The following is a 19,507-nucleotide window of genomic DNA, read 5'->3' on the forward strand; positions in this document are numbered from 1 at the left end:
GTTGATGACAGATTAAGGTCTCCGCCCCCATGTGTGCCTGAGATTCTTAGTAAAAATTCTATCGTGGAGTATTGGCAGGTGTATATTTTTTCTTTTTGTGCATTGTCCACGCATCCTCTTCTTTAAGTGAATATTTACTATTGAAAATATCGCACTCATTGCAATAAATTTTCTTTAATGTCGTACCGTCAGAAGAAATATTAGTCATCCCAATGATGCTGTCAAAGATAAAATCATTAGGAAATAACTCCTCTTTATTTTCTAAGAGGTTTGAAAAAGACTTATCATATAATACTTTGTATTGTTCGGACAGCCAAAAGATAGCAGGTGATTCAACCATAGCCTGAGAGTAATTTGATGTAGAATGTCCAGCCCCACGTAATACATCTTCACCATGATCGGAAAAATAGACAAATCCCCCTACTTTCGAACTACCTAAGCGTTCCTTTAAATTGTGCAGGATAGTAGAAACAACGGTATCATTATATCTAACACTATTATTGTAGCATTCAAGAGACTTACCAAGGCCGCCATCAATTATCCGAGTCCATATACGCTCTGAAATAGGTGCTTTGAAAAACTCAAAATCTTCAGGATACCTCTTACAATAATCTGTATGACTACCTGCAAGATGTACAAATATTACTGTATTCTCGCCGTTGCGATGTTCATCCAGAGCTTTATTTATATACGGCAGAAGTTCTTCATCAAAACGACGGAGATTTGAATTGGCTGTACCAAATTTAGCATCATGCAAGAGTGTGATATTCATTGCTTCTTTTGCAACAAGACCGAGCATCATATCATAGCTTGTGGAAAGAGGTTGATTTCCTATCCAGTGGGTGGAAAAACCTGCTTTATTCAGAACGCGTATAATACCTTGAGAGTTTGTATGGTTTTTCGTATTCCTTTGGTTAGCATCTGTGAGTGCCTGGGATAACGCAGGGATAGTAAGTGGATAGTTGGAGTATGAATTCCTTGCAATAATCAGCTCTCCCTGGTTGTACATTTCTTGTAGTTTGGGTGTTGTATCTGATTGATATCCATAAAGAGACATGTGATATTTATTTAGTGATTCACCGATTACAACTATATAAATCTCACCAGACTTATTTTTGAAAAATGAATATTCTTCTTTTTTGATTTTTGAGTATTCCGCTTCGCGTTCTTTCAGCTCCATGGAGTCTTCTTTGAATTCTATATAGGAGTGTACCGGAAAAGTGAATAGTCCTCTTTCTACAGGTGATACTGAAATTGCGAAAATACAGAGGATGACAACTGAAGATAACTTCAGTAAGGGTGATGGGTTTGCGTTTTTATCGTGAAGATTTCGCATAAACACATAAGGAAATGCAAGAAATACCAGTGTTCCCAGTATCACCAGCAGAGAAATAAAGCTCTTCGCATATTCGAGAGATTCCCTAGGGTTGGATTGTAATAGGGCAAATATAGTATCTTTGTTGAGAGCTCCACCGACAATGAAGAAATGTGATATGTATATGAAAGTGACAGACGTAGGAATTATCAGTGAAAGGTATAGTACAGGTCTGTTGCGCTTTCTTGGGTTTGAAAACCCCAGAAAAATCCCAAGGAAAATCGCAAAAACGAAAAGATCAGTTGATATTCCATATGGGTATATTTTCCCGGAGGAAAACACAGACAGAACTATTGAGAAGAACGACATGGAAAGCATAAACTTTGCTAATGCTTCATGATTTTGGTGTCGTGCAACTTCAAAAAGCTTTTTCCAGCAGTATCCTGCAAGGAAAATAAATAAGATTTTTATTGGTATTAAGCTGAATATTTCCACATGATGTCCGGTTGATTGTACTGTTGGAACGGTAGTAATTTCTTTATGTTTTCAAAATGCATTGATGTTTTCAAAATGCATTGATGTTATCAGAATGCTCGTGCTCTTCAAGATAGATGCATCTGGCTATTCCCTAAAGGTATCAATATATCTCCAGCAGAAATTTTTGGATGAAAATTTTTGGGAAGAGTAAGTTGATGTGATTTCTAATTTTGTAAATGAAAATGTTACCACCATCAGGAAATTTGTTGCTGTAGTAATGCAGTGGATGCTGAGCGAGCATGTTTCTTCGGCTGTAAGCCATTAGCCTATCGTTATGATGAATCGGCCAGGCGTTACAGCTTTCTGAGCAGAGTGAAGCAGCTTTCAATTCAAATGCAGTTAAAAACTCATTTAACCTAAGAACTTTCTTTCGCATTCGGCAATAAAACTTTTCTCCGGAAAGGGGCCATTTTTCCCGAATGACGTTTTCCTTAAATTTTCATTCCAAAGGTGAACGCCATAGCTCTGCGCAATTACTGGGCTCTCTAGTGTGATTGTACCGTCAAAGAGAGCCCCCCAACATTTGGCATGAACTGGGTAAAATGCTAAGTAGTTGTGTGCAAGTTTGGACTCGCCAGTATATTGAACATACTTGCTGAATCCCTGAACACCGCCTCCTTCGCCCCATTTAATGTTGCCTCTTTTGTTGCCCTGCAGGTATTTCCGGATGAATTTTCTGAGTTTGTGGCCAGGTTTGTCATACGGTAACAGGGTGTTGGGGTTACGACACAGGTAGGCGAGGTATTTTGGTGTTTCATGCCCTTTGGGATAGCCAACTACAGCACCATTGATTGTTTCTGTATCCTGCCATCCAAATATAACTTCGCTATCGAAATCGAATGGCCTGATGCATATCATATCTGTATCAATCCAGCAGCCACCTTTCTGATACAGAACTTCCCAGCGGAACAAATTCGAGAATGCTGAATAACTACCATTTGGATAGGTATAAATTTCATCGCTGGATACTACCGTGTTGCCATCAATCAAATTGACGCCGTCAGGAGCATTGGTGATTTCTTCATAATGATACAGGTTGACGGTATGCCCATGCTTAACAAATGAAGAGAGACATATCTGCTCCACTTTGCTTAAGTTTCCACCAATCCATAAAGCATGCAGTTCAGGTTTCATAAAGTTCTCTCAACGAATAAATCGCTTTAATATAGGGTCTTTTTTCAGCTCAAAATCTTTCATTAATAGTCCAAACTCCAGGTCCATTTCTTCCGGATTGAACTTTTCCATTCCATTGCCAGGAAGGAACGTAATTTCACCAAAGTATATGTTCGATTGGTGTGTGTATAAATCGATTCTGGAGTAATCGAAAAATTTTGATAGATCTTTTGCAATAGATATCAGCTGGATTAAATCTTCAGGTTTTTCCGGTTTGATACTGGTTTTCTTATATTTGTCAAAGCTCAGATCAAGCAAATCCCAGTCTTCTGATAAAAAAGCTAATGAGTGATCCTGGAGGCGATCAGTGCTTACCTGAATAATAACTTTCTCGCTTCCTGCTTTCCCAAAACAGTGAAATTTATAGTCTTTAGGTACTTTACCATTTTCATCAATAAGTAACTCTTCAACAACGACACAAGGCCGGATGTTTTCGTACTGTGATTCGCCAGTAAAACTGATAGAGTAGTTGCAGTTCAGCCAGGCGGAAATGAGACGCCTTAACTGAGTCTCATCCTCTTTTTTCTTGTCGTGAACAATATAGTTCCAGCCACTACCATGCGATGCTTTCATAATGAAAGATGATGGTAGCTTATCCAGCGAGAAATCTTTGGAGTCAAAGATTGTATCAATAAGCGGTATTAAGTGCTTTTCGCCAACAGATGTTTTGATGTAATCTCGCACAGAATATTTGCAGGCAAATCTGGATAGTGGAAGTAATAGACTACGCTGATATAATTTGCGATAAGTTAATTTTTCACTGAATGATTTTGGTGTAAGAAGATTTGGAAAATAACCATGTCTTTTCTTAAACTCTTTCAGAGTTTTATACCAGATTTTAAGAAGACTTCTTGTCTTCTCGCCTTTTTTCTCGAGGTGAAGTATTTGCTCTTCCAGACTTGTCATGAGCCAAACTCGCTTATAAGTTTTTTGATCATTTTCCGATAGCTCTTCTCGATTCTTTTTCGGCTGAAGTAAGGCATATAGCTGCGAAGACTAACAAATGTATCTCCAAGGCCGTCTATTATAATGGGTGTTAGATTGTCTCCGGTTTTTTTTAATACTATGTTGGAATCACTCATGTCCTTCATCAGGATGTTATTGGCAATCAAATTATCAACCAGAGGGGATAAGAGATTCTGCATATCTTTAATATTAATTTCTTTACTTTTTACGTAGTGTCGTATGGTTTTAGCAGGACTACCATCACAATCGGTGATGTAGTCAAATACCTCTCCTCGGCCAAGGTTTGTTGATACCGTGCCGTGATAACGTGAAATATAGTCCCACGGAATATTGCGATTGATCAGCTTTTTATAATAGCTGACTTCCCGCCTTGATTGAGTGTCATCTCTTGGAGATACCTTAATGCAGAGGCTGTCAGGATATTCTGGGTGGCGGTAGCAGCTGCGGTCTCTGCCAGCAGCAATAAAATGCTCAGCTCGAAACGTTAGTACGCCTTGTTTGTTATCTTGTGCTGCTGTTCTTATTCCCAGGGCCAGCAATAAGTTTAACCATAGACGTGACTCAGGCTCCCGATCCATCGATATTACTTGCAGATCCGGCCGTAGCCATTTGCAGGTTAACAGTGCAGTCGATAAGCCACCAATCACAGTTACCCTTTCCGCAAGCAATGGAAGTATTATTTCGATAGGCGTTGATGATGGTAATTCATGGCTGTTACTTGGTAATTGCCAGAAGTTTTTGAGTTGTTCTGGTGTTTTATAACGTTCTTCCGTGCGTGGATGATGCTTATAAAACACCGCCCCATTAACCTTACTAAGTAATGAGGTTAAGTTGGCCTGCGAATCAGAAACGGCAGAGTTGTGAGGTAGCAATACCAATGTGGCGACTCGTTGTAGTTGCTCTACATGCCCCTGTATGGCCAATTCGGTCAAGGATCTGAATTCCGAACGATCAAGATTATTGGGTAATTGTTTGCATCCTCGTCTGCGGATTTCGGGAATAACCATCTCGGGAAAGGCTACGATTGCTTTATCAATCCATTCCGATGCGCCAATTTGGCTAGGCTGTTTCCACCAGCGACCGTAAGTTGCTTTTTTCAGCAGATTGTCAAAAATTCTGTCGCTAAACCAACTGGTAGGGCGTCCTAGGTAGCTATAAGTACCATCATCAATGTAGGCCCCCTTTGCTTCAGGGCTGTGGGCTATTGCATATTGAAACTCAATACGGCGATCGTTACCTGTGTATATCCAATCAGGAGCACATTCTGTCAGACATCGGTCGATATTGCGGAACGCCTCTTTTCGGGCGGTACGCTTCTGCTTGTTCGGCACCTTTTCTGATATCAGTAGAATTTGCTTAAATGGGGTGTCGGGCCACTTCGCCAAAATATCGCGGAATACCTGGGTTGTCCTCGTCTGATCAATCAACCCCAATATCGCCTGGTCGCCCTTTGGCAATTCAAAAGCGACCATGGCTGCAGTTAATACGTTAAATGGCGTTGACGCCAGAAACAGATGGCTTGCCATTATTTACTCAGCTCCAGTAAGCGTTGGGCACAGGCCTGTAAGTGACCCTCGTCAGCGTGTTGCCATTTCCCTGGTAGCTGGTAACGGTTGGATAGATAGTTAAAAAACTGCTGGATATGCAGGTGGTTAGGTTGCCAGTCAGGCAGCTGTTGCAGGCAATGTTGTAATGCTTGCTGGCTGTCTGCACGCAGGCTCAGGCTGGGGTAACTGTAAAACGCATGGCCCAGCACAAGCAGCTTTTTATCCAGTAATAACGCCTCAATACCAACAGTAGAATTAATTGTGGCGACAGCCATCGCGTGCTGAATCAGCACAGGGGTTGGGGTGTCGTTGTCGATATGCAGTTTATTATGGTTTTCGAGGTGTTTGATCAGTTCAGCGTAGTTCTGGTCGCATGCAGGGTGTGTTTTAAAAATAATATCCGGCATCTGCTTGTCAAGTTTCTCGGCAGCTTGTTCAAATTCCTGAACCAGTGCATACATGTCCTTGATCCAAGGGGAAAATAACACTACCTGACTGTCAGTATTTACCTGAAATGGTACAAAAATATAACTTTCAGGCAGGTGCTGTGGACGCGGTGCAAATTGTTGTTTCAGTGATTTATTGAGCGGAGACAGATCAATGGGAGCCAGTGCTTGAAATGCATTAATGTCACGAGGCACGGAATTGAGGTAGTTGATGCCTTTCGGATCTATTGTGGTCATGTCAGGTAGTAGACCGTTTTCCATATAAACGACCTTCATTTCACAGGATTCGGCAGCACACACCGCCAGCCGCTGGCGGTATTTTAAGCCATTCCATATCACCATCTGGTGGGTGTTGGTCTGAATCAGAGCCTGACGGTATATAGCAAATAACAGCCGTGCCTCGACGGTTTTCAGCCGACGAAAACACCGCCAGTACAATGCAGAACGCAGACGACCTTTGCGGCTATTCTGCTTTTCGCGAAGGTGGTCGTTAACGATTTGTTGCCGCTGCTGGCTTGTTTTACTGTTGTTGAAGGCTAACTGCGGTATCCAATATATGGTTTGCCACAGGGTCTTATGCCACAAGACCTCACTGCGGCCTTGTGGTTCCAAGGTGTTCAGCTGCTGACTGACCCGGCTGAAATATTGCCGGTGTAGCTGCCGTGCGGCAAAAAATACAAAATTCATGGAAACCCCTGTGTTAGCTGCATTTTAGCGAAAAGACACAGGGGGGTGAAGCTGACAGTTTCAAAGAAGGCACAAAGAGCAGTTGCGTCAGACCAGATTTTTCCACACTGCCAGGCTGGGTTTAGCCTGATTCAGGGTGTAAAAATGCAGACCCGGTGCGCCACCATCAAGCAGACGACGGCACATGTCGGTAACCACTTCTTCACCGAATTTCACAATGCTGTCGCTGTCGTCGCCGTAGGCTTCCAGCTGCTTGCGGATCCAGCGTGGAATCTCAGCACCACAGCTGTCAGAAAAACGTGCCAGCTTGCTGTAATTGGTGATCGGCATAATGCCCGGAATAATCGGGATATCGACGCCCATCGCACGTACACGATCAACAAAATGGAAGTAGCTGTCGGCGTTGAAAAAGTACTGGGTAATGGCACTGTCGGCGCCGGCTTTCACTTTGCGTACAAAGTTTTGCAGGTCTTTTTCAAAGCTGCTGGCCTGTGGGTGCATTTCCGGATACGCCGCCACTTCAAGGGTGAAATGGTCGCCGGTTTCCTTACGGATAAATTCCACCAGTTCGTTGGCGTAACGCAGCTCACTGCTGGCCAGACCAGAGCCGGATGGCAGATCACCACGCAGGGTCACTATGCGTTTAATGCCCAGTGCCTGATAGCGTTGCAGCAGATCGCGCAGATCGGCGGTGCTGTCACCGACACAGGACAGGTGCGGCGCAGCGGCGATACCACGTTGCTGGATGGCCTCAACCATGGCAAAGGTACGGTCACGGGTGGAGCCACCGGCGCCGTAAGTTACCGAGAAAAATTCCGGATCAAACGCTGCCAGCTCATCGCGCACTGCGAGCAGTTTGCTGGTGCCTTCGTCGGTCTGGGTCGGGAAAAATTCAAAACTTAAAGTGGTCATGCTGACCTCGTATTCTGCGGCTGTTGGCCGTCTGTTGAGCGGTTATTCAGGCCGGGGGCAAAGCCCCCGTTCTGTTATTAATACTTGTACGCTTCCGGCTTGAACGGGCCATCAACGTGTACGTTGATGTATTTCGCCTGATCCGGAGTCAGCTGGGTGATAACACCACCGAAGCCTTCTACCATGTCACGGGCAACTTCTTCGTCCAGCTTCTTCGGCAGTACTTTCACATACACGCTTTCCGCTTTTTCCGCTTCCATCATGCTGGCGAACTTACGCTCGTACAGATAAATCTGTGCCAGAACCTGGTTGGCGAACGAGCCATCCATAATGCGTGACGGGTGGCCGGTTGCGTTGCCCAGGTTAACCAGACGGCCTTCAGACAGCAGCAGCAGGTGATCGTCGGAGGCTTTATCGCGGTAAACCTTATGCACCTGGGGTTTGATCTCTTCCCACTCCCAGTTTTTACGCATAAATGCGGTGTCGATTTCGTTATCGAAGTGACCGATATTACACACCACAGCACCGGACTTCAGTGCTGCCAGCATGTACTGATCACAGACGTTGACGTTACCGGTGGTGGTCACCAGCAGGTCAGTGTTGGCCAGCAGGGTTTTGTTGATGCCTTCTGCACTGCCGGTGTTGATGCCACCGACATAGGGGGATACAACTTCGTAACCGTCCATACACGCCTGCATGGCACAGATCGGATCGATCTCGGTAACTTTAACGATCATGCCTTCCTGACGCAGGGATGCGGCAGAACCTTTACCCACATCGCCGTAACCGATAACCAGTGCTTTTTTACCGGACAGCAGGTGATCGGTACCACGTTTGATGGCGTCGTTCAGGGAATGACGGCAGCCGTACTTGTTGTCGTTCTTGGATTTGGTTACGGCATCGTTAACGTTGATGGCCGGTACTTTCAGCTCGCCTTTGGCCAGCATTTCCAGCAAACGGTGCACGCCGGTGGTGGTTTCTTCAGAAATACCGTGGATGCTGTTCAGCATGGCGGGATACTTGGAGTGAACCATCTCAGTCAGGTCACCGCCATCATCCAGAATCATATTGGCATCCCATGGGGTGCTGCCGTCTTTTTCCGACAGAATGGTCTGCTCAATACACCACAGGAATTCTTCTTCGGTTTCACCTTTCCAGGCGAATACCGGAATACCGGCTGCTGCAATCGCCGCAGCAGCGTGATCCTGAGTAGAGAAAATATTGCATGAAGACCAGCGTACTTCGGCACCCAGATCGACCAGAGTCTCAATCAGTACCGCGGTCTGAATGGTCATGTGAATACAGCCCATGATCTTCGCGCCCGCTAATGGCTGAGACTCTTTGTATTTACGGCGCAGCGCCATCAGCGCCGGCATTTCGCTTTCAGCGATTTTGATTTCTTTGCGGCCCCAGTCGGCCAGCGCCATATCGGCAACTTTATAATCGGTGAAGGTTGTCATAATAACGTCCTCAAAATGGTCGCCGGGGGATGCCGGCGGCCTGAAAAATTAGTGTCTTATAAACCGGCGGCTGCTTTCAGGGCGTCGACTTTGTCAGTACGTTCCCAGGTGAAAGCGGTAAAGGTTTTGGTTTTTTCTTCGCCATTTTCTTTGTAGCTGTAGCTGGTTTCGAACGGCTCGCGACCGAAGTGACCATAAGCGGCGGTCAGCTGATACATCGGGTTCAGCAGTTCCAGCTGGTTCTGAATGGCGTATGGACGCAGGTCGAAGACTGAGCGGATGATTTTCGCCAGCTCAATGTCAGAGACTTTGCCGGTACCGAAAGTGTTTACCGAAATAGAGGTTGGTTCAGCCACGCCGATGGCATAAGACACCTGGATCTCGCAACGGTCAGCCAGACCTGCAGCAACCACGTTCTTGGCAACATAACGGCCCATATAAGCGGCTGAACGGTCAACCTTGGATGGGTCTTTACCAGAGAATGCACCACCACCGTGACGGGCCATACCGCCGTAGGTATCAACGATGATCTTGCGGCCGGTCAGACCACAATCGCCAACCGGACCACCGATCACGAAGTTGCCGGTCGGGTTGATGTGATACAGGGTGCCTTCGTGCAGCCACTCTTCCGGCAGTACATGCTTGATGATGTTTTCCAGCACCGCTGCGCGCAGGTCTTCAAGGCTGATGCTTGGATCGTGCTGGGTAGACAGAACAACGGCATCCACTTTTGGTGAACCGCTTTCCCAGTTAATGGTGACCTGAGATTTGGCATCCGGACGCAGCCACGGCAGAGTGCCGTTACGGCGTAATTCGGACTGACGCTGTACCAGCAGGTGAGCGTAATACACCGGTGCAGGCATCAGGTTTGGCGTTTCGTTGGTGGCGTAGCCGAACATCAGGCCCTGGTCACCGGCGCCCTGATCTTCAGGCTTGGCACGGTCAACACCCTGGTTGATATCCACAGACTGCTTACCAATACCATTCAGAACGGCACAGGTCTGGCCATCAAAACCAACGTCAGAGCTGTTGTAGCCGATACCGGTGATGACTTCACGCACGATATCTTCGAGGTCAACGTAGCAGGAGGTGGTCACTTCACCGGCGACCACCGCCATACCGGTTTTTACCAGAGTCTCAACCGCAACGCGGGCGTATGGGTCGCGGGCAATAATCGCATCCAGTACGGCATCAGAAATCTGATCGGCAACTTTATCCGGGTGGCCTTCAGACACCGACTCGGAGGTGAAAATGGAATATTCGCTCATGGTAAGCCCTCTTGATAATGGTTAGCGCGCAGGCGTCCGGCTGTTATTTCTGGCCGTTCGCGGCTGCGCGGTAAAACAAACGGAACTGGATCTGAAACCCGTTCCTTAAACCTAAAAACTGACTCTGGCCTTCATTCAGACCAGCTTCCTGCGCCCAGGCGGATAAATCCGCCGGTTCGAATCCCAGCCACAGATCGCCGCAGGATTCTCTGGCCCAGACCTGATCGTGACGACACAGATCGGTGACCAGCAAAGTACCGCCATCGCGCAACAGCTGTGCGACATCGGTGAAAATAGTTTTCGGTGCCGGCACGTGGTGCAACACCATATTGGCGACGGCAAAATCAAACTGGCCGTCCTGCTGTGCGCGCAATGTGCTGGTGTCGCCCAGCACACAGTGCACATTCTGCAGCGCTTCGCGGCTGATGGTCTGCTGCGCCTTGCTGAGCATGTCCGGCGAAATATCCAGTGCCGTTACGGCACTGAAACGGCGTGCCAGCTGGGGCAAAAATGCCCCCTCGCCAGGACCGATTTCCAGAGCGTAGCCAGTGCTCACCGCTTTTCCTGCTTGTCCGGTCAGGGAGGCAAGAATGGTCGTCAGGGCATCACCATACTGATCCCAGGACGCGATCAGATCCTGCTGCTCTTTAAACTCACCGGCATGGCGGGCAAAGAACTCAGCACAGGCTTCAGCGCGCTCGCTCAGTACCTGCTCAACCGCGCCGCTGTCCAGCTCGGACGTTGCCGCATCGATGGCGCTGAACAGCGACTTTAACCACAGGCTCCAGTGGCCATTGGCGGTGAGCAGCGGACGGCGGTAAAAAATACTGTTGCCTTCACGCTGGCTGCTGACCAGTCCGGCCTGAGCCAGCACCTTTAAGTGATGGCTCATCGCGGACTGTTTAATGCCAAACACCTGACACAGCTCCAGTACGCCAAACGCGCCCTGACCCAGTAACTGCAGAATTCCCATACGCAACGGGTCGCCGGCGGCTTTTGCAGCCTGTGCCAGTTGCTGCAGGCTCATTTCTGTCGCTGCGGGTAATTCAGATAAGGGGGTCGCGGTGTTCATGCTGCGCAGTTTAGACGCACAGGAAATCTATATCAATTTTTTTTGATATAGAATTTCCGGTCATTGTGGGTATCTGTGCAGTAGTAATGGTTTTAATAGAAAATTTGAATCAGCATCTTTTGGAAATACGATTTCAACTATGAATGAATCCTGCTTAGTCTGTTGTTCATCCGGCACACAGATGCCATCGTCACAGGAGTAATATGATGAAACAGGTCCGAACTTTGCTCACTCAACTCAGCCGTCGCCGGAAAACCGTTGTGACCACGCAGTGTAACTTGCAGTGTAACTACAGCAACGATTACTACGGTGATCAGGTCTGTCACCCTCTGGTGAAGGGTGAAATAAAGAAAGGTGATTAGATAAAAACAATCTAATGCCAAAGTACTGGCAAAAGCTTCCGCCGCTATACTGAAAGCAGTCCGACCGACGGTGTCTGTCTGCCGCCGGCCTTCTGCCTGTTGTGTTTCTGCGGGGGAGGCTGCTATGAAACATTCACTTCTTCTGGCCGGAGCGGCGGTGACCTTGTCACTGGCTCCGGCTGTCCGGGCTGATCACAACTGGAACGGTTATCACTGGGCCAGTACCGTCAGTCCCTTTACCCTGACTCTGATTAACAGCACGACCAGCGAGTGGGACCCCTTTGTCACCCAGGCGGTGGCCGACTGGTCGCTGTCCTCACGGCTGACGCTGGTAGAAAGTGAGGGCGATACCAGCAGTAAAACCCGGCGCAGCTGCAAAGGTGGCAGTGGGGGTATGCGTATCTGCAATCTGGCCTATGGCTATAACGGCTGGCTGGGCGTGGCGGGTATTTCGGTGGATGGTTATGGCCATATCACATCGGCCTATACCAAACTCAACGACTCCTACTTCTCGCCGGGCTATGCCAACGGTTATTACGACACCTTTGAGTGGCGCCAGAGTGTGGCCTGTCAGGAGCTGGGCCACGATCTGGGTCTGGATCATCAGGACGAGGTCTTTGATAACCTGCCGCTGTTTACCTGCATGGATTATCAGGACCCGCCGTACCCTTACCCCAATGCGCATGACTATGAAGAGCTGGACAGTCTCTACAGCAGCACTGACAGCTATGACTCTTACGCTGGTGGCGATAGTGGTGGTGGCGGTGACAGCGGCGGCTGTAATGCGCCGCAGGGCAAAGGCTGTAATAAGGCCGGAGTGGAGGATCATCCCGGCTGGGGGATTTCAGTTTCACGCCGTGGTGATCTGGAAGTATTCCTGCGCATCGACAGTCGGGGGCTGCGCCATTACACCTTTGTGCGCTGGATTAAAGAGCACCGCCACTGAGCCCGGCTGCTGGCTCTGAACGGAACCTGAGCCGGCATCAGTCCGGTGACCAGCTCAGCAGCAGCATTGCCTGACGGCTGACCGGCTGGCCGACCAGCGGGCTGTCCTGCAGGGTGTCGTCCAGCCACTCCTGCTGCCAGCGCAGACGCAGCAGCCACTGCGGACTGATGGGCCACAGCGCCTGCAGCGTCAGTTGCGGATTAAACGCCTGCTGCGGCTGGTATTCGGAGCGCAGTGCGTTGCTTTGTTCCGGGCTGATGCCATACACATAGCGGCTGTAAGATTCGCTCAGCCAGCGTGTACCGGCAAGCAGCTGGGCGCGCGTACCGCCCTGCAGATAAAACAGGGGCAGGGTGATGCTGGCATCGGCGGTCAGTGCACCGGAGTGCGAAGAAATATCCTGCTCGACACCAGCATTCAGCCAGCCCCAGCCGCCGCGCAGCTGAAAGGTGGTATCGCCACCATCGCTGCGATAGCCATCAAATACCGGGTCATTGCTGTCGGCTTTGCCCCATAAGCGGCTGTCGAACACCTCATCCCGCAAACCGATGCCAGCACTCAGGCTGTGGCTGTTTTGTTGCCACTGATACTGCAGCAGGGCGCCGTCGACGCCCAGGCGCCAGTTTCCACGCCGGGCTGACAGCAGCGGAAAATTAAAATGTTGGCTCTCCGCCTGCTGCCAGGGCATTGAGCGCTGCAGCGTGCCGGCGCCATATTCCAGCTGCCAGTATTCAGCCGGAGCCGTTTCATTGGCATACAGCGCCGGGCTCAGCGGCGCCATACACAGGCTGCAGCTGACTGAGGTGAATAAAAGATAGATAACCTGATTCATACGTCGCTCCGCCGGTCAGTGGTAACCGATGCTAGAGCGGCGGGGCAGCGCTGCCTTGTGGCAAATGTCACGACAGACGTGCGGCGGCACCGGGCCGACAGGCAGAAGATGACATTTGCCCTATTCAGCAACGGCAGCGCCTCTGGCACACTGCGGCCGTGAACAGAATCAAACCCAACCTCATTATTGCCGCCGATATTATTCTGGCGGCACTGACCATCGGCTTTCTGGCTGCGGCGCTGATCTTCCTCTGGCTGGGCCAGGTGGAGGCCGTTACCCGGGTGCCGGCGACCCCCGCCTGGATTGCACTGACAAGCGGTCTGTTTCTGCTGAATCTGGTTGCGAATGTGCTGGCACGTCTGCCGCCCTGGCGTGAGGCCCGGCGCCCGCCAGTCTGGTTGTGGCTGGCAATGGTCAGTGCTCTGTTGCTGATGTTGCTGTTTGGCAGCGGCATCTGTGCGGTGCTGTGGATTCTGGTGATCGCGCAGTTACCGCGTTATTTCAGCTGGCGCAGTTGCCTGCTGGCCGCGCTGCTGGTGCCGCTGCTGGTGGGCCTGTATCAGGGGCTGTTGTTTGATCAGGACTTTGTGCTGATCAACACCGTGCTCTATGCGCTGTTTAACCTCTTTGCGCTGTACATCTGTTTTACCCTGCAGGCGGAACAGCAGGCGCGGGAATATGCCTCGCAGCTGGTGCGTGAGCTGAAAGCCACGCAAAGCCTGCTGTCGTCGGCCAGCAAGCGCGATGAGCGTTTGCGTATTGCGCGCGAATTGCACGACCTGCTCGGGCACCATCTGGCGGCACTCAGTATTCAGCTGGAGATTGCCCGCCATACCGAAGCGCAACCGCGGGATCACGCCATTGACCGCGCCGGAACTATTGCTCATCTGTTGCTCAGTGATATGCGCGAGGCGGTGTCTGAATTCCGTGAACGGCGCGGGCTGGATTTGCGTCAGGCGCTGACCTCCCTGCTGGAAGCGGTGCCGCGTCCGCGGGTCTGGCTGCAGATTCAGCCGGGGCTGATTATCGATGATGTGCACTGCGCCGAAGTGATACTGCGTTGTGCGCAGGAAGCGCTGACCAATATTCTGCGCCACAGTCAGGCCAGTCGCGCGGCTATCCTGTTGCGGCAACAGGGCGCCAGCCTGCAGCTTACGGTAGAAGATAACGGCGGGCTGCGGCAGCTGCCGGTGCCCGGTAATGGCATGCGTGGCATGCAGGAACGGGCGCAGGATATCGGTGGCCGCTGCGACTGGGAATGTGGCCTGCATGGTTTAAAACTTACACTGACCCTGCCCTGGGATAATGGACTGCTCGTATGATCAATGTAGTGTTGATTGAGGATCAGCAACTGGTGCGTGAAGGCATCCGCACGCTGTTGCATCTGCGCCCGCTGTGCCGGGTGGTGGCCGAAGCCAGTGACGGCGTGCAGGGACTGGCGGCCATTGAAGAGCATCAGCCGGACGTCATCCTGCTGGATATCCGTATGCCGAATATGAGCGGCACAGAATTACTGGCAGAACTGCACCAGCGGCGCTGCAATATACCGGTCCTGGTTCTGACCACCTTTGATGACCATGAGCTGGTGCTGGAATGTATGCGCCGGGGGGCGCGTGGTTATCTGCGTAAAGACGTGGCGCTGGATGAGTTGCTGGCCGCCATCGAAACCCTGCATCAGGGCGGGCAATGGGTACAGCCGGCGGTGACGAGTAAGATCAGTGAACACCGCCTTGAGCTGGAGTTTGACAGCAGCACCAGCCTGGCTGATGAGCCACTGACAGCGATAGAGCTGCAGGTTCTGCGGCTGGTGGCGGCAGGTTATACCAATCAGGAAATTGCCGGAGCCTTGCATAAATCGACGGGCACGGTGCGTAATCAGGTGTCCTTTATTCTGGCCAAACTGAATGTACGCGACCGCACCCGGGCGGTGTTAAAGGCCATTGATAATGGCCTGCTATAACGCTCAGACGCGGAAACGCGATAGGTTTGAGCTGATATCGTGACTCAGGGTATGCAGCTGGTGAGACTGCTGGGTTGCCTGCTCAACGTTAGCCGCCAGATCATCCGACGCTGCCTGAATGGCGGTGGCAATACGGCTGATTTCTTCGGTGGCGGCATGCTGCTCACGCGAGGCATTGGCGATGCTCTGTGAGCGGCTGGAAATATCGTTAAGCGCATCGGCAATCGCGGTCAGACTGTCGGTCACCTGAATGGCGCTGCCGGCGGTTTCGGCGGTCAGCTGTTTGCTGGTTTCCATAATGCCCACGGCATTCTGGCTGTGGTGTTTCAGGCTGTCGATCATTTCCTGAATTTCGCCTGTGGCTTCGTGGGTACGCTGGGACAGGGTGCGAACCTCATCGGCAACCACGGCAAAACCACGGCCCTGCTCACCGGCACGGGCAGCCTCAATGGCGGCATTCAGAGCGAGTAAGTTGGTTTGTTCGGCAATGCCCTGAATCGTCGCGAGAATACCGGTAATCTGTTGCGCCTGACTGTCGAGCTGATTAATCACTTCGGTGGCACTGTCCATCTGTTGCGATAAGCCATCCATGCGGCGTTTATTTTCCTGCGCATTCTGAATGCCTTTATTACCTTCAGTGGTTGCACTTTGCGCAGCATTGGCCGTATCAGAAGCATTGGTCGCGACTTCGGATGAGGTGGAAGACAGCTCGTTAACAGCTACCGCAACCTGACTGATTTCATTCTGCTGCAACTGCACCGCCTGATTATTGTTTTCGGCATTTTCGCGTGCAGATTTGGCAATGCCATCCAGTTCGCGGGAAGAGTCGCGGCTCTGGGAAACCAGTTCATGGATGGATGAAACAAAGACATTGAAAGAGTTACTCAGTGCGCCAATTTCATCGTGCCGGGTCACCTGCAGGCGACGGGTTAAATCGGCTTCGCCCTGAGCAATGTCCGACATCGCACTGTTAAGCACGACCAGTGGTCGTAACAGGTAAGAGATAATCATGCCGGCAATCAGGGTTACCACCACGATAGTCAGAATGCCGATCAGCATGCTTGACCAGCGCAGGGTCGCCAGGCTGGCAAAGGCTTCGGCCTTATCCATCACCAGCAGCAGACGCCAGTCAGTACCGTCGATGGAGTAAAGTCCGACCAGGCTGTTGCGCTGATTAAAGCTGGCCTGCTGGATTTTATTCAGCTGCAGTTGTGTGCCGTTGCCGAGAAGGGCAGAAACATTTTTACCCAGCAGCTTCTGATCCGGATGGACCATAAAATCGCCTTTGCTGTCGAGCAGGGCAGCATAGCCACTGTCCCCGAGCTCGATACCCAGCACTTCTTTTACGATGGCTTCGAGAGAAATATCCCCACCGATCACTCCGCCACGCAGCGGCTCGGCAAAGGTGACGATTAATTCGTTGGTGGTAACGTCAACATAAGGCGCTGTCAGAACCTGGCGTTTTTCTGCCATCGCCTGCTGATACCAGGGGCGGGTGCGCGGATCGTAATCGGCTGGTAATTCATCATCCGGACGCATGATCATTTCGCCACTGTCGGTGCCCAGATAGAGGAACATATAGTCACCGGATGTCAGCCCCTGTTCGATCACCGTTATACGGTCGCCATTAATTAATGCTTTGGCGGTGCCACTTAAGACCTGACCTTTATTATTGATCCAGCTGCTGACGTAGCGGCTGGCACGTTCACCGGTTACCTGAATGCGCTCACCGATGGCTTGCTCGAGACTGCTGCGGGCCTGCTCGTAAGTAAAAATGCCACTCAGAGCAAGAAGCACCAGAATGGTGCCACCGACGGCGAGCATCATCTGTTTACGGATACTGTTACGCATAGGATTTATCCTGAAAAACGGGCTGTTTTCAGCATAGATCAAATATTGTACTGAGCGTTTTGTTAAAAGAGCCCGGCAATACGCGCAGGCGCTGGCACGTAAACAGGGGCTCGGCTATGATAAGTGCTGTATAAAAATACAGTGATTTCCATGCGCCTGATTATTGCCGAAAAACCCAGCCTTGGCCGTGCCATCGCCGCCGTGCTGCCCAAGCCACACAGTAAGGGCGAGGGATTTATCCGTGCCGCCAACGGCGACGTGGTGAGCTGGTGTATCGGCCATCTGTTAGAGCAGGCAGAACCGGATGCTTACGATCCGGCTTTTAAGCAGTGGCGGCTCGATCATCTGCCGATTGTACCTGCGCAGTGGCAACTGCAGGCCAAAGCGCAAACCCGTAAGCAGTTGAGTGTGCTGCGCAAGCTGGTTAAAGAAGCCGGCAGTCTGGTACATGCCGGCGATCCGGACCGTGAAGGGCAGCTGCTGGTGGACGAGGTTATTGAATTCCTGAAGGTGCCTGCTGCCAAACGCCAGGCAATGCAGCGACTGTTAATCAGTGATTTAAATCCGCAGGCGGTGAGCCGGGCACTGCAGCAGCTGCGCTCTAATCAGGAGTTTATTCCGCTGTCGGTTTCGGCGCTGGCGCGCTCCCGTGCCGATTGGTTGTATGGCATCAACCTGACCCGCGCGTACACCATAAAAGGTCGTCAGGGCGGAGTTAACAGCGTGTTATCCGTTGGCCGGGTGCAGACGCCGGTACTGGGGCTGGTGGTGCGCCGTGATGAGGAAATAGCTGACTTTATCAGCAAACCTTTTTACGAGGTGCAGGCGGCTGTTCATTTAACGGCAGATACCCCTCTGAGTTTCTACGCCAACTGGCAGCCGAGCGATGCCTGTGCCGCGCATCAGGATGAGGAAGGCCGGGTGCTGAATCCGAAGCTGGCCGCCAATGTGGCTGCCCGTATCAGTCAGCAACCGGCGCAGGTTGAACAGGTTGAGCGTAAAGAAAAAAAGCAGGCGCCGCCGCTGCCGTTTAATTTATCGGCGTTGCAGATTGATGCCGCCAAAGCGCTGGGCATGAGTGCGCAGCAGGTTCTGGACGGAGCACAGAGCCTGTATGAAAAGCATCAGTTAATTACCTACCCGCGCTCCGATTGCCGTTACTTACCACAGGAACATTTTGCCCAGCGCCAGCAGGTTCTGACCGCTATCAGTGCGCACAGCGAAGCACTGGCTTCGGCCTGCGCTCAGGCCGACAGCTCAATCCGCAGTCAGGCCTGGAATGATGCGAAAGTGGGGGCACACCATGCGATTATTCCAACCGCCAAAGCACTGCCTGGCGGACGGCTGAGCAGCAGTGAACAAAAACTCTATGCGCTGATCGCCCGCCAGTATCTGCTGCAGTTTTTTCCGCATTATGAATACGCCGATACCAGAATCAGCCTGACCATCAGTGGTGGACATTTTACCGCCAGTGAGCGTGAAACCCTGAAGCCGGGCTGGAAAGTCTTACTGCCACAAAGGGAAAATCAGGCGACCGCCAAAGCACCATTGCCGCCGTTAACGGCAGGACAGATGCTGTGGAGCGGAGAACCTTTGCTGCAGGAAAAACACACCCAGCCACCGGCACATTTTACCGATGCCTCTTTGCTGGCAGCGATGACCGGTATCGGCCGCTTTGTGCAGGACAAGGCGCTGAAAAGCATTCTGAAAGAAACCGATGGATTGGGAACAGAAGCAACCCGCGCCGGTATTATTGAGCTGTTATTTAAGCGCCGGTTTCTGCAGCGTGAGGGCAAAAGTATCCGCGCTACTGCTCTGGGAAAAGCGCTGATTAATGCGCTGCCAGAAGCAGCCACAAGACCGGACATGACAGCGCAGTGGGAAAAGCAATTACAGGATATTGCCCATAAAAGTCTGAATTATACGGCCTTTATGCAGCCGCTTACTGAGCAGCTGCAGCACCTCATCAACCTGGCGCTGACAGCCGATAGTGTGCAGTTTTCGGGGTTAGCGGGAAGTGCAGCGAATACTGCAGGCAGGCGCAAATACAGCACGGGAAAAAAGAGCGTCAGCAGGGCTGGTGCTGCGGGAAAAAGTAACAGCACAGCGGGCCGGCGCAGGAAAAAAGCACCGGCGGCAGGCCCTAATTAACCGCGTGTCTCTGAGCCGGCAG

16 protein-coding genes are annotated in these 19,507 nt (G+C 50.9%); 5 read left to right on the forward strand and 11 right to left on the reverse strand.

Annotated elements, in window-relative coordinates; translation table 11 throughout:
• Positions 1–58 precede the first annotated feature (58 nt).
• The 9 genes from HUF18_RS19765 to HUF18_RS05730 form a co-directional block, all read right to left on the reverse strand.
• Positions 59–1,810 carry a sulfatase-like hydrolase/transferase gene (locus HUF18_RS19765; RefSeq protein WP_225691451.1) on the reverse strand — a complete coding sequence of 584 codons (1,752 nt, stop codon included), beginning with the start codon at positions 1,808–1,810 and terminating at the stop codon, positions 59–61.
• A 393-nt stretch (positions 1,811–2,203) separates the two neighbouring features.
• Positions 2,204–2,986, reverse strand: a complete 783-nt coding sequence (locus HUF18_RS05695; RefSeq protein ID WP_225691452.1) for a glycosyltransferase — start codon at positions 2,984–2,986, stop codon at positions 2,204–2,206.
• 9 nt (positions 2,987–2,995) lie between these two features.
• Positions 2,996–3,931, reverse strand: coding sequence for an ATP-grasp fold amidoligase family protein (locus HUF18_RS05700; RefSeq protein ID WP_225691453.1), 936 nt, complete (start codon positions 3,929–3,931; stop codon positions 2,996–2,998).
• The gene (locus HUF18_RS05705; protein ID WP_225691454.1) at positions 3,928–5,517 is read right to left on the reverse strand and encodes a YrbL family protein; all 1,590 of its coding nucleotides are present in this window, start codon (positions 5,515–5,517) and stop codon (positions 3,928–3,930) included. The genes HUF18_RS05700 and HUF18_RS05705 overlap by 4 nt, the downstream gene beginning before the upstream one ends.
• Positions 5,517–6,671 carry a capsular polysaccharide export protein, LipB/KpsS family gene (locus HUF18_RS05710; protein WP_225691455.1) on the reverse strand — a complete coding sequence of 385 codons (1,155 nt, stop codon included), beginning with the start codon at positions 6,669–6,671 and terminating at the stop codon, positions 5,517–5,519. The genes HUF18_RS05705 and HUF18_RS05710 overlap by 1 nt, the downstream gene beginning before the upstream one ends.
• Before the next feature lie 87 nt (positions 6,672–6,758).
• A complete protein-coding gene (gene metF, locus HUF18_RS05715) occupies positions 6,759–7,583 on the reverse strand; it encodes a methylenetetrahydrofolate reductase [NAD(P)H] (RefSeq protein WP_145466878.1) in 825 nt (274 codons plus the stop codon).
• Between the two features lie 77 nt (positions 7,584–7,660).
• Positions 7,661–9,043, reverse strand: a complete 1,383-nt coding sequence (gene ahcY, locus HUF18_RS05720; RefSeq protein WP_145466876.1) for an adenosylhomocysteinase — start codon at positions 9,041–9,043, stop codon at positions 7,661–7,663.
• 56 nt (positions 9,044–9,099) lie between these two features.
• Positions 9,100–10,311, reverse strand: coding sequence for a methionine adenosyltransferase (gene metK / locus HUF18_RS05725; RefSeq protein ID WP_225691456.1), 1,212 nt, complete (start codon positions 10,309–10,311; stop codon positions 9,100–9,102).
• Positions 10,312–10,354: 43 nt separating this feature from the next.
• The gene (locus HUF18_RS05730) at positions 10,355–11,383 is read right to left on the reverse strand and encodes an ArsR/SmtB family transcription factor (RefSeq protein ID WP_225691457.1); all 1,029 of its coding nucleotides are present in this window, start codon (positions 11,381–11,383) and stop codon (positions 10,355–10,357) included.
• A gap of 206 nt (positions 11,384–11,589) precedes the next feature.
• Between HUF18_RS05730 and HUF18_RS05735 the strand changes: the two genes are divergently transcribed.
• Both HUF18_RS05735 and HUF18_RS05740 read left to right on the forward strand, forming a co-directional pair.
• Entirely contained in the window at positions 11,590–11,745 is a 156-nt protein-coding gene (locus HUF18_RS05735) for a hypothetical protein (RefSeq protein ID WP_225691458.1), read from the forward strand.
• 124 nt (positions 11,746–11,869) lie between these two features.
• Positions 11,870–12,691, forward strand: a complete 822-nt coding sequence (locus tag HUF18_RS05740) for a hypothetical protein (protein WP_225691459.1) — start codon at positions 11,870–11,872, stop codon at positions 12,689–12,691.
• Positions 12,692–12,728: 37 nt separating this feature from the next.
• Here the strand turns inward: HUF18_RS05740 and HUF18_RS05745 are convergent, their stop codons facing one another.
• Positions 12,729–13,523 carry a MipA/OmpV family protein gene (locus HUF18_RS05745; protein WP_225691460.1) on the reverse strand — a complete coding sequence of 265 codons (795 nt, stop codon included), beginning with the start codon at positions 13,521–13,523 and terminating at the stop codon, positions 12,729–12,731.
• A gap of 158 nt (positions 13,524–13,681) precedes the next feature.
• Between HUF18_RS05745 and HUF18_RS05750 the strand changes: the two genes are divergently transcribed.
• Together HUF18_RS05750 and HUF18_RS05755 are read left to right on the forward strand one after the other, a co-directional pair.
• Positions 13,682–14,845: a sensor histidine kinase gene (locus tag HUF18_RS05750; protein ID WP_225691461.1), complete on the forward strand. Its 1,164-nt coding sequence runs from the start codon at positions 13,682–13,684 to the stop codon at positions 14,843–14,845.
• The gene (locus HUF18_RS05755) at positions 14,842–15,483 is read left to right on the forward strand and encodes a response regulator transcription factor (protein ID WP_225691462.1); all 642 of its coding nucleotides are present in this window, start codon (positions 14,842–14,844) and stop codon (positions 15,481–15,483) included. The genes HUF18_RS05750 and HUF18_RS05755 overlap by 4 nt, the downstream gene beginning before the upstream one ends.
• A 3-nt stretch (positions 15,484–15,486) precedes the next feature.
• Here the strand turns inward: HUF18_RS05755 and HUF18_RS05760 are convergent, their stop codons facing one another.
• A complete protein-coding gene (locus HUF18_RS05760) occupies positions 15,487–17,334 on the reverse strand; it encodes a methyl-accepting chemotaxis protein (RefSeq protein WP_225691463.1) in 1,848 nt (615 codons plus the stop codon).
• Positions 17,335–17,484: 150 nt separating this feature from the next.
• On the opposite strand from HUF18_RS05760, the gene HUF18_RS05765 reads away from it, so the two are divergent.
• Positions 17,485–19,485: a DNA topoisomerase III gene (locus tag HUF18_RS05765; RefSeq protein WP_225691464.1), complete on the forward strand. Its 2,001-nt coding sequence runs from the start codon at positions 17,485–17,487 to the stop codon at positions 19,483–19,485.
• The last annotated feature ends 22 nt before the right edge of the window (positions 19,486–19,507 follow it).

The sequence above is a fragment of the Thalassolituus sp. ST750PaO-4 genome (genome assembly GCF_020320405.1).
Classification (GTDB): Bacteria; Pseudomonadota; Gammaproteobacteria; order Pseudomonadales; family Oceanobacteraceae; genus Venatoribacter; species Venatoribacter alkanivorans.

Excerpts from the sequence above, each read along its gene's own strand:
- metK (WP_225691456.1), bottom strand. The coding sequence starts at position 10,311 with ATGAGCGAATATTCCATTTTCACCTCCGAGTCGGTGTCTGAAGGCCAC.
- metF (WP_145466878.1), bottom strand. The coding sequence starts at position 7,583 with ATGACCACTTTAAGTTTTGAATTTTTCCCGACCCAGACCGACGAAGGC.
- HUF18_RS05695 (WP_225691452.1), bottom strand. The coding sequence starts at position 2,986 with ATGAAACCTGAACTGCATGCTTTATGGATTGGTGGAAACTTAAGCAAA.
- HUF18_RS05705 (WP_225691454.1), bottom strand. The coding sequence starts at position 5,517 with ATGGCAAGCCATCTGTTTCTGGCGTCAACGCCATTTAACGTATTAACT.
- HUF18_RS05700 (WP_225691453.1), bottom strand. The coding sequence starts at position 3,931 with ATGACAAGTCTGGAAGAGCAAATACTTCACCTCGAGAAAAAAGGCGAG.
- HUF18_RS05745 (WP_225691460.1), bottom strand. The coding sequence starts at position 13,523 with ATGAATCAGGTTATCTATCTTTTATTCACCTCAGTCAGCTGCAGCCTG.
- HUF18_RS05710 (WP_225691455.1), bottom strand. The coding sequence starts at position 6,671 with ATGAATTTTGTATTTTTTGCCGCACGGCAGCTACACCGGCAATATTTC.
- ahcY (WP_145466876.1), bottom strand. The coding sequence starts at position 9,043 with ATGACAACCTTCACCGATTATAAAGTTGCCGATATGGCGCTGGCCGAC.
- HUF18_RS05735 (WP_225691458.1), top strand. The coding sequence starts at position 11,590 with ATGAAACAGGTCCGAACTTTGCTCACTCAACTCAGCCGTCGCCGGAAA.
- HUF18_RS05740 (WP_225691459.1), top strand. The coding sequence starts at position 11,870 with ATGAAACATTCACTTCTTCTGGCCGGAGCGGCGGTGACCTTGTCACTG.
- HUF18_RS05730 (WP_225691457.1), bottom strand. The coding sequence starts at position 11,383 with ATGAACACCGCGACCCCCTTATCTGAATTACCCGCAGCGACAGAAATG.
- HUF18_RS05760 (WP_225691463.1), bottom strand. The coding sequence starts at position 17,334 with ATGCGTAACAGTATCCGTAAACAGATGATGCTCGCCGTCGGTGGCACC.
- HUF18_RS05755 (WP_225691462.1), top strand. The coding sequence starts at position 14,842 with ATGATCAATGTAGTGTTGATTGAGGATCAGCAACTGGTGCGTGAAGGC.
- HUF18_RS05765 (WP_225691464.1), top strand. The coding sequence starts at position 17,485 with ATGCGCCTGATTATTGCCGAAAAACCCAGCCTTGGCCGTGCCATCGCC.